Raw genomic sequence first — 9,918 nt, 5'->3', positions numbered from 1 at the left:
CGTCTGGAATATCCAGAACTGCCTCGAGCAGAACAACCTCTTCACCCTGAATCTGAACCTCTCCTTTTTGCAGCGGCTCGTCGCGGCCGCCGCGGCGCCCGCCGCGATGCTCGCGGTCCGGTCCCGGATGCTCACCGAACGGGCGCTCTGGACGCGCGCGCCTTCGGACGGGGAGAGCCGAGTCCTGCAGACGGCCGCCCCGCGGCCGCTGGAGGCCGCGGAGGCGGGGGAAGCGCGCGGCGCGCGCCCCCTGCCGGTGGAAAAGATCCACGCGGGCATTCTGCCGCCGGCTCTCCCCACGCCCGGCCAAGCGGTCGCGCGGATTTTGGCCCTGCGCGGACATACGGCGCTTCTCCCGGCGTCCCCCGGACGCGCGTCCGCGCCTCTCCCGGCCAAAACGGACGGAAAGCCGGGCGGGGAAGCGGCGCCGGGCGGCCGGGAGCGTAAAACCCTCCGGTTCCTGGAGCGCCGGTCGCTCGCGGAGCGCCAGGTCTCCGCCATCCGGCAGAGATTCACGGTCTTCAATCAGGAAAAGCGCGGTCCGGCGGGTTCCCCGCCGGTTCGTCAACATAGATTTCCCCCGGCGGCGCGGGTCCGTCCGGCGCCCCTTTACGATTCCGAAGCGCCGGGGAGGCGGCAGGACGGGACGAACCTGCCGGCGCCGCCGGCGGTCCCGGGATCTCCTCTCCAGCCATTCTGGCAGACGCCTGTGGCTCCCGCCGCCGTGCCGCCCCCGCGGGCGGAACCCCCGACCGGGCGCGGACTGCCCGGGACGCCCCCCGCGTCCCCTCTCCCGGCGGCGCTGCCGCCGGCTGCGGAGCGGCGGGAAGCGCGGGCCGCGCGCCCGGCGGAACTCCCCGCGCCGACGCCCGCCCGCCTGCTATGGCCGCGGGCCGCGTCGGAACCCCCGCAGGCAGAACGCGCGGCGCGCCGGGAGCCGCCGGAGGCCCCGGTCCCGGCACGGCCGGTCCCGGAGGAGCGCGCGCGGCAGCCGCGCGCGGCGCAAAGGGAACCCGCCGAGGTTCCCGCTCCGCTGCCGCGGGCCGCGGAGCGCGCTTCCGCACAGCCCGCCGCGCAGCGGACGCCGAATCGGATCCTCCCCGCGCCGACGCTTCCGCGGCAAATTGGGCGGGCGGACGCTCCGGAAGCCCCGGCCTTCGCGCCGGTGCGGCAGGCGGACCAGCCCGCGCCGGCTCCCGCGCTCCATCCAATTCAGCGGACGCGGGAACCGTCGGCGGTTTCCCCGTTTTTCCCGGCGCAGCCGATGCGCGCCTCCGCCCGGCCGACACGTCCGGCGGACACGCCCGGTTCTCCGGGACCGGCCGCGCCGCAGCGGCTTTTGACGCGGCGGCCCGCGTATCCGATGGAACCGTCCGCGGCGCCCGTTCTTCCGGCGGCGCCGCATCTGCCGGCGCCGGCCCCGATGGCGGAGCCCGCCCCCAAGGCCCGGGCCCGGAGCGTCACGGAGCTCTCGCGGCCCGCACAGCCCGCCTTCGGGCCCGCGCCGATCATCCTGCGCGCCGAACCGCCCGCCATCCGGCAGGCTGCCGCGGAAACGGACTCCCCGGACATCCCGACGGTCCGCACCCGTCGCGTCGAGACGGAAACCGAGGTCCGGACCACCCTCAACCGCGCGGTCAACGCGTCTCGGGGGGAGCTCCCGGGACCGGACGGGCGGGCGCTGACGAAGGCGGTGGAAGAGGCGCTGGCGCATCTGGATTTGAGAAAACTCTCCGACCGGGTCTACCGGGACCTGGAATCCCGGCTGCGGTCGGAAAAAGCAAGAAGGGGGCAGTGGTAACATGTTGAAGAAGGCGGCTTCCAGAGCGGCGGACGCCCTCTATGAGGGCAAGCTGGAGAAGGCGAAGCTTTTCCGCGTCGTCAGGGGGATGCAGATGGGCGATATGCTGCCCGTCCAGTTCAACCCCTCCGAGTACCAGATCTCCCGATCGGTCAACCTGAGCAGGAAGCTCTCGATCGGGAAGGACCAGGATATCGACAAGATGCAGGCGGCGGCCGGCAACTTCGCCACCTTTTCCGCGACCCTCTATTTCGACACCGACACCGACCTGAGCGGCTTCGACACGGGGAGCCTCTCCTCCGCGCTCAAATCGGTCCTGCTGCCCAAGCTCGGCAAGAAACCGACCGAGGTCTGCCAGTCGATCGCCAACATGCTGAAGTACAACGACGAACAGCACGCCCCCCTCAAGGTGCGCTTCGTGTGGGGGCGGCTCGACTTCATGGGCTACGTGGCCAGCTCCTCCATCAGCTACACCATGTTCTCGCGGGACGGCACCCCGCTGCGCGCCAAGCTGCAGCTCACCATCGTCGGCGAGGAGACCGAGCTTTTGCAGCGCCGGATGATCCGCACCTTCAGCTCCCCCAACCGCACCAAGGAGCGCACGCTCACCGAGGGGGACCCCCTCTGGCTGATGGCGCAGCAGGAGTACGACGACCCGGCCATGTGGCGGACGATCGCCGAGGCCAACGGAATCCTCAATCCCCGGAAGATTTCCGGGGCGATGCGCCTCAAGGTGCCTTCCATCAAGTGAGTCCTCTTTTCAGGAAAGGGCGGTGAAGCAGATGGACCTGATGAAGCAGAGCACGGCCTACGCGCTGCTGAAAAAGAAATACCGGGAATTTGCGGCTCCCACCGTCCGGGTCCTGGTGGAGGGGAGCGATTTGGGCGAGCGGTACCACGCGGCGCTCAGCAATGTTTCGGTCGAGCTCACGAGCGAATACCCGGCCTCGGGATGCAGCTTCGACCTGCTCGGGGAGTACCGGCCCCCCGACAGCGACTTCGACTCCAAGGGCGCGCTGCGCCTGCTGGAATTGGGCGCCAAGGTGGAGGTGAAGCTCGGCTACATCGCCACGGAGACGGTTTTCTACGGCCTCATCACCGGATTGGACTACCGCTTCGACCCCGAGGAGGCACCCGTCGTGCATGTGGAATGCATGGACGCCAAATGCCTGCTCATGAAGACCCAGCGGCTGGAAATCTTCCGGGAGAAGCGGATCGACCGGGCGGTGCAGGCGCTGCTGGGCGAACAGCCGGTGGGCGGCTACCTCAAGGGCAAACAGGTCGATCCGGTCCCCGGGGAGATCAAAATGCTGGCGGCCGGCATGGAGACGAGCTACGACTTCCTCGTGCGCCAGGCGCGCTACGCGGGCTGCGAGTTCTTCCTGCTGGCGGGCAAGGCGTATTTCCGCAAACGCCCCGCCGCCGGCCAGCCGGTCATGACGGTGAGCCCCGGGGAGGCGCTCCTTTCGGCGGGCCTCAGCCTGCGGGGCGCGCCGCTGGTCCAAAAGGTGACGGTGGTGGGGATCGATCCCCAGACCGACAGGGAATTTTCCGGCAGCGCCCAGTCCCGCGGGAAGTTTGGGAAGGGCGCGGCCCCCTCCCGGATGCTCTCGGGCACCGAGCGCGTCTACCTGGACGCGCAGGCCGAGTCGGCCTCCCAGGCGCAGGCCCGCGCCAAGGCCCTGCTCGGCAGCATCGAGCAGGGCTTCGGGACGCTCGAATGCCGGTGCATCGGCCTGCCGGAGCTTGTGCCGGGCCGGGCGGTCCGTGTGAAGGGACTCTCCGGGCGGATGGACGGGAGCTTTTACGTGACCGCTGTCCGGCACGCCTTCGACGAGACGGACGGGTACACAACGACGTTTGAAGCGAGGATCAACAGCCTATGAATTCGATTGCGGAACTGCTCGGCGGCGAATACGGCAACGACCGGGCCTTCCTCCGCCCCGGCGGCATGGTCCAGGGGACGGTGACCGACAACGCGGAGAGCGGGGAGCCCGGCATGGTCAAGGTGGAATTCACCGCCTGGAAAAGCGGCAAGAACGTCTGCGAATGGATCCCGCTGCTGCGCCCCTACGCGGGCAAGGACTACGGCAGCTATCTAGTTCCCGAGGTCGGGGACATTGTGCTGGTGGGGTTCATCGGGACCGACTTCAGGCGCCCGGTGGTGCTCGGGAGTCTCTTCCCCGCCACGGCGCAGATGAAAAGCGACAGCTTCGAGAAGAAGAACACCACCCGCAGGTTCAAGACCAAGGGCGGCGTCGACCTCACCCTCTCGGACGCGCAGGGCAAGGCGTCGGTGGAGGCGGTGACGCCGGGCGGACTGCGTCTCGCCCTCGACGATGGGAAGCAGCTCATGACCCTCGCGGACAAGAACGGCCAGAACCAGCTTTCCATCGACTGCCAGAAGGGCGAGGTGAGCCTTGAGGGCAAGTCGAAGCTCACGATTAAGGCCGGAAGCTGCGAGATCACGATGGACGGCATGGCGGGCAAGCTGGAACTGAAGGGCGGACAGCTCTCCATCAAGGCCGATATGCAGGCCGAACTGGACGGCGGCCAGAGCCTCGGGCTCAAGGGTACCATGCTCAAGGCCGAGGGCACGCAGGTGTCCGTTTCGGGCAGCGCCATGACCCAGGTATCCGGCGGCATGGTGAAGCTGGGATAACGCGGAAAGAAAGGGAGTGCTGATATGGCCGACACAAGAGGGTTCCTGGGGCGGGGGCTTTGTTTTCCGCCGCGCGTGGACCCGGCCACCGGGCGCTTTTGCATGGTCGACGCGGAGGAGGACATCCGCCAGTCGATCTATATCATCCTCATGACCCGTATGGGGGAACGCGCGATGCTGCCCGATTTCGGCAGCCGCATCCACGACTACGTGTTCGAGCTGCCCGACCAGACGGCGGAAAACCTGATCGCCACCGAGATCGTGGACGCGCTCGCACGCTGGGAACCGCGCATCGTGGATACCGAGGTGGAGGTCGACGAGAGCGGCGTCCGCGAGGGCAAGCTCCTCTTCAACATCCGTTACACGGTGCGGGACACCAACAACCCCAACAACCTGGTGTTTCCCTACTATCTCTACGAGGGTGTCGGGCAGGACTAAGCGCCCAATGAAGGAGGCGACAGATCATGGCAGAACCGAAAACTTCCGGGCGGCCGGCGCTGGCCGCGCTGGCCCGTTCCTACGTCCCCGAATGGCGCTTCGATGAAAAGAACCCCGACAGCGGTTCGGCGGTCGCGCTGCTGGTGGACGACATGCTTCTGGAGAGCGAAAAGCGCCTCGGCCGGGCGATCGGCAAATACCGCGTCCAGTACCTGAACCTCTTCGACCGCCTCCGCGAGGAGCCCTCCGAATCGGCCAAGAGCTTCGTGCGCTTCACCCAGGCGGCGGGGATGGACGACCCGGTCCACGTCCCCAGGGGCACCCGCCTCTACGCCGAGGAAAAGGGCCGGCGGCTCGTCTTCGAAACGACCCACGCCATCACCGCCACACAGGCCGAGCTTGTGAGCGTCGCGGTCACCGACGGCGCCACCGACCGGATCGTGCGCCTTCTGGACAAGGGCGCGCCGGGCGCCTCGGAGGGAAGCTTCACGGCGTTTGACCTCTCGGGCGAAAGCGAGGCGGAGCACCGGCTGCTGCTCGGCTTTGACGGCGCGTTCGACGCGCTGGAGGATCTGGAGCTCCTACTGCGGGTGCGCACCCCCGATCCCGAAAAGCTGGACGGGGCGCTCGAAACGCTCTGCCGGAAGGAGCTGCGCTATTCCCTGCTCGAGCCGGAGGGGGAACGCGTCTTCCGGACGGTGGAGCGGCAGGGCGGCGCCATCCGGCTTTCCCTGCCCGGCTGCACGCCGCAGAAGGTGGAGCTGGGCGGCCGGGAGCGGTACGTGCTCTGCGTGCGCGCGCCCGGCCCGCTGGATCTCGAGCTCTGCGGGGCGCAGCTCTCCTTCGCGGGGGAGGCGCTCCCGCCCGACGAGGTGCGCTGCGCGGGCGTGACGCAGAACGCCGGGCGCTTTCTGCCCTTCGGCGGGCCGATGGAAATCTACGCCGAGTGCGGCATCGAATGCCGCCAGGCGTTCGCCCGCCGGGGCGCGCGGGTGGCGATGCGCTTCTCGCTGGGATTCGAGACGGTGGAGCGCAAGCTCCCCGAGGCGGTCAGCGACATCGACTACAAGCTCCTCATGAAGGGGCCGCGCGAGGCCCCCAGGCTGGAGCCCATGCAGGTGCGCGCCGACTACGCGCTGCTCGAATACCGCAGCGTCCGCGGCTGGCGCAGGCTTCTGGAGGAGGAACACGCGGCGCTGCTCTTCAACGGCTCGACCGAGGGCGCGATGGAGTGCTCCTTCCTGCTCCCCCGCGACATCGCCGAGGAGGACGGGGAACCGCGCCTGCGCCTGCGCCTCCTGCGGGCGGACAATCTCTACAGCATGCCCTGCGTGCAGCTCTGCCCGGTGATCACGGGGCTCTCCTTCTCCTACCGGTACGAGGAGGACAGCCTGCCGCCCGATTACGCCTGCACCCGCAACAACTTTGAGACGGCGGAGGTCACCGGGGCCATCGCTTCCCGCCGGGCGTTCCCCGTCTTCTACAACAACGAGTGCGGCCGCACGGCCATGTATCTCGGCTTCGACCTGCCGCCGCGCGGAATGCCGCTCTCCCTCTACCTCGAGGTGGAGAACGACGAGGACGCGGCGCTCGACTACACGGCGGAGTACCTCTCGCCCGACGGCTTTGCACAGCTCCAGGCGGTGGACAACACGGGGGGCCTCCTCTACGCGGGCACGCTGCTTTTACCGGTGCCGGACGACATCGTAAAGAAGGAGCTCTTCGGCCGGGAGTGCTGGTGGCTGCGCCTGGTGCTGCGGCGGCAGCCCTCCGGACAGCTCCCGCTGGTCAGGGAGGTCCTCACCAATATGGCGCGGGTGGAAAACCGGCGCAGCAGCTCGGAGGTCTTCTACCTCGCCGACCCGGACGCGCCGCTGGGGATCGCGCTGGCGGAGCAGAACCTCGTCTCGCTCGAGGTGTGGGTCAACGAGGAGGACGGCAATCCGGAAAACGCGGAAAACTGGGTGCGCTGGAACCGGCGGATCGGCCGGGGCCAGCAGGGCCGGTACTGCGGCGTCGACCTGGCCGCGGGCACGGTGGAGTTCGAAAAGAACGCCTTCGCGCCCTACCCCCTCAAGGAGGGCGGTCCCGCGGTACGGGTGGATTACCGGAGCTACCAGGGCGCGGCGGCCAACGTGGGGCCGGACACGATCACCGTCCTGGAGGAATCGGTCCGCTACATCTCCTCCGCCACGAACCCGATGGCGGCCTACGGCGGCTGCGACGGGCATACCGAGGAGGCCTACGCCGCCTCGGTCCGCAACCTGCTGCGCACCCGGGGACGGGCGGTCACCGAGCAGGACTTTTTCGACCTCATCTCGAGCGTCAGCTACGGCGTGCGGCGGATCAGGGTGCTGCCGGGCGTCACGCCGCTCGGCCAGCGGGACGAACGCGCCATCACCGTGGCGCTGCTCATCGAGGAATACGAAAAGGGCGGCCATATCTTTTCGGCGGTGCGGGACACCATCCGCGAAAAGCTGCTCGCCTCGAGCGGCATCCTGCCCCAGGGGCGGGCGCTGATGCTCTGCCAGCCGCGGTTCGTGCGGTTTTCGGTGCGGGTGTGGCTCGAGTGCGGGCCGGACGGCGACCCCTACGAGCTCCAGCAGCAGACCCTCGCCGACATCCGCGCCTTCCTCGACCCGCTGACCGGCGGCTACGACGGAGACGGCTGGGAGATCGGCACGCTGCCCACCCGGCCGCAGCTGCTCGCCTGGCTGGGGCTGCGGCGGCCCGGCATCCTCATCGCGCGGATGGCGCTTTCCGCCCGCAGCCGCGGGCGGGAATACCCGGTGGACGAAAAGCTGGCCGCCGCCGTGCAAAGCCCCTTCGCCATGGCGGTGAACGGCGAGCACATCGTCTATGTCAATCTGCGGGACCGCAGGGAATAGGAGGTGTCCGGGATGCTGAATCTGCCCCGGCTGGACGATCTGGACTATCAGAAGCTTTGGGACCGCGCCCGCGCCATGGCGCCGGTGCTGGCGCCCGAGTGGACCGACCTCAACGACCACGATCCCGGCGTCACGACGCTCCAGGCGTTCGCGTGGCTGTGCGACAGCCTGAACTATTACATCAACGCCACCGGCGAGGCCCACCGGCTTGCCTACCTCAAGCTCCTGGGCATCCGCCCCCGCCGCTCCCCCGCGCGCTGCCGCGTGGAGTTCCGCGCGCCGTCCGGGGCCGCGCTCTCCCTGCCCGCCGGGACCCGGCTTCTGGCGGGAGACACGGTCTTTGAGCTGGAGCGGGCGGTCGAGGGCCGCGCCAACCGGCTGACCCGCCTCTACAGCGAGGAGTCCGGCAGGTGCTACGACCTCGGCCCCTTTGTGGAGGCGGACGGCGGGTTCGCCCCCATCCTAACCGACGAGCCGTCGCGCCCCGCCGAGGCGTTTTTCGGCTTCGCCGAACCGCTCGGCGGCACGGTGCGGCTGTTTATCCCGGTGGCCGGGACGGGTCGCAACCCCTTCGGGGACGATTTCTCACTCGTACAGCTCGAGTGGTCCTGCCGGGACGGCGGCGGCTGGCAGCGGGCGGAGGTCCTTTCGGACGAGACCCGCGGACTGTTGCGGAGCGGCTTCCTCACCCTGCGGCTGTCCGGTGAAACGGCGCTTTATGAAAACGGGCGGCTTGCGCCGGCCCATTACCTGCGCTGCGCCCTCCGGCAGGGCTGCTACGACCGGCGCCCCCGCGTCGGCCGGGCGGCGGTCTGCTGCGGGACTGCGGTCCAGACGGACACGGCCGCGCACACGGTGGAGCTCCTCTACCGCGGCGAGCCCTCCCTCCCGGTCGGCTATGCGTTGGAGCCGGAGGACCGGGTCTCGGTCGCGGTCCGGGAGAAGGACGAGTGGGTCGTGTGGCGGGACTTCCGCCCCTCCGGGGACGACCTCTGCGCGGTGGAGGACGGCGCGGTGCGCTTCCATAAAAAGCGGTTCGGCCGGGTCCCGGCCAAGGGAAGCCGGGTCCTCGTGACCATCGCGCGCCCCGGCGCGCCGCTGCTGCTCGGGGAGACGGACGGCTGCGCCTCCCGCCGGGTCGCGCTGGACCCGGACGGCCTCTGCCGCCTGCGTCTGGCGCTCTCCCGCACCGGCCCGGACGGGCGGCGGGCCTTTGAGATCTACGACGAATGCCCGGACCTTTCCGGCGCGGGCTGCGACGACCGGGTGTTCCAGCTCGACCGCCGCGAGGGATCGGTCGTCTTTGGGGACGGCGTCCACGGCGTGCAGCCCGAGGCGGGGCTCCTGGTGGAGGCGCTGGAGCTGGCACGCTCCTCCTTCGGCGGGGGCAACGTGCTCCGGGGCCAGGTGAACCGGCTGGAGACCCCGGTGGAGGGCGTCACGGCGGAAAACCTGGAGGATGCCGGCGGCGGCGAATACCGCTGCACCTCGGAGGAGCTGGAGCCGCTGGTGGAGGAGAAGCTGCGCGCGGTGCTCCGGGCGGTCACGGCGGAGGATATCCGCGCGCTGACGCTCGGGACGCCGGGGCTGCTCATCGAGGACGCGGCGGTCATCCCCATGGCGGACTACTGCGCCGCCGCGGGCGAAGCTCCCCCGCCCGTCAACACCATCCTGATCGCGGTGCGCCCCAAATCGGAACGGCGGCTCCCCATCCTCAGCGAGGACTATGCGCGGATCATCCGCGCGCACCTCGGCCGCCACCGGATGCTGGCCAACGACCTGCAGGTCCGTCCGGCCCGCTATGTGGGCGTCGGCGTCTACGGGCGCATCCGCCTGGCCGATCCTGGCAGGGCCGCGGAAGACGGGGTGCTGGAGGCTCTGCGCGTCTGGATCGAAAGCGAAAACCCCGTCTTCGGACGCCGGGTGGACTACGGCGGGCTCTTCTCCCGGCTGGAGCTGCTGCCCGCGGTGCGCGCGGTGAGCCAGCTCTCGCTCGAGTACCTCGGGGAGGGCGGGCGCAAAAACGAGCATGGGGACATCCTGCTGCTTCCCGACTGCCTGGCCTACCTCTGGGAGACGGGGATCGAATTTGTATAGGGCGCCCGGCGCCCGCCAAGTCGAATAGGAAA

At 69.5% G+C, this 9,918-nt stretch carries 6 protein-coding genes and 1 pseudogene; all 7 read left to right on the top strand.

Annotation, left to right across the window (positions count from 1 at the left end; all coding sequences use genetic code 11):
- Nucleotides 1–1,801 (top strand): annotated as a pseudogene (locus tag RCI06_RS09675) (hypothetical protein); the annotation flags it as partial.
- A gap of 1 nt (nucleotide 1,802) precedes the next feature.
- Nucleotides 1,803–2,552 carry a hypothetical protein gene (locus RCI06_RS09670; RefSeq protein ID WP_306575849.1) on the top strand — a complete coding sequence of 250 codons (750 nt, stop codon included), beginning with the start codon at nucleotides 1,803–1,805 and terminating at the stop codon, nucleotides 2,550–2,552.
- Between the two features lie 31 nt (nucleotides 2,553–2,583).
- Nucleotides 2,584–3,687: a phage late control D family protein gene (locus RCI06_RS09665; protein ID WP_306575846.1), complete on the top strand. Its 1,104-nt coding sequence runs from the start codon at nucleotides 2,584–2,586 to the stop codon at nucleotides 3,685–3,687.
- Nucleotides 3,684–4,463, top strand: coding sequence for a phage baseplate assembly protein V (locus RCI06_RS09660; protein ID WP_306575842.1), 780 nt, complete (start codon nucleotides 3,684–3,686; stop codon nucleotides 4,461–4,463). Before RCI06_RS09665 ends, RCI06_RS09660 begins: the two co-directional genes overlap by 4 nt.
- Before the next feature lie 24 nt (nucleotides 4,464–4,487).
- Entirely contained in the window at nucleotides 4,488–4,901 is a 414-nt protein-coding gene (locus RCI06_RS09655; RefSeq protein ID WP_101552360.1) for a GPW/gp25 family protein, read from the top strand.
- A gap of 26 nt (nucleotides 4,902–4,927) precedes the next feature.
- Complete coding sequence (locus RCI06_RS09650; RefSeq protein ID WP_306575839.1) at nucleotides 4,928–7,789, top strand: hypothetical protein; 2,862 nt, start codon at nucleotides 4,928–4,930, stop codon at nucleotides 7,787–7,789.
- A 12-nt stretch (nucleotides 7,790–7,801) separates the two neighbouring features.
- Nucleotides 7,802–9,886, top strand: coding sequence for a hypothetical protein (locus RCI06_RS09645; protein WP_306575836.1), 2,085 nt, complete (start codon nucleotides 7,802–7,804; stop codon nucleotides 9,884–9,886).
- The last annotated feature ends 32 nt before the right edge of the window (nucleotides 9,887–9,918 follow it).

The sequence above is a fragment of the Anaerotruncus massiliensis (ex Togo et al. 2026) genome (genome assembly GCF_030825285.1).
GTDB classification, from domain to species: Bacteria; Bacillota; Clostridia; order Oscillospirales; family Ruminococcaceae; genus Anaerotruncus; species Anaerotruncus massiliensis.
This window is presented reverse-complemented; position numbering and strand designations above follow the sequence as displayed.

Excerpts from the sequence above, each read along its gene's own strand:
- RCI06_RS09670 (WP_306575849.1), top strand. The coding sequence starts at position 1,803 with ATGTTGAAGAAGGCGGCTTCCAGAGCGGCGGACGCCCTCTATGAGGGC.
- RCI06_RS09665 (WP_306575846.1), top strand. The coding sequence starts at position 2,584 with ATGGACCTGATGAAGCAGAGCACGGCCTACGCGCTGCTGAAAAAGAAA.
- RCI06_RS09660 (WP_306575842.1), top strand. The coding sequence starts at position 3,684 with ATGAATTCGATTGCGGAACTGCTCGGCGGCGAATACGGCAACGACCGG.
- RCI06_RS09655 (WP_101552360.1), top strand. The coding sequence starts at position 4,488 with ATGGCCGACACAAGAGGGTTCCTGGGGCGGGGGCTTTGTTTTCCGCCG.
- RCI06_RS09650 (WP_306575839.1), top strand. The coding sequence starts at position 4,928 with ATGGCAGAACCGAAAACTTCCGGGCGGCCGGCGCTGGCCGCGCTGGCC.
- RCI06_RS09645 (WP_306575836.1), top strand. The coding sequence starts at position 7,802 with ATGCTGAATCTGCCCCGGCTGGACGATCTGGACTATCAGAAGCTTTGG.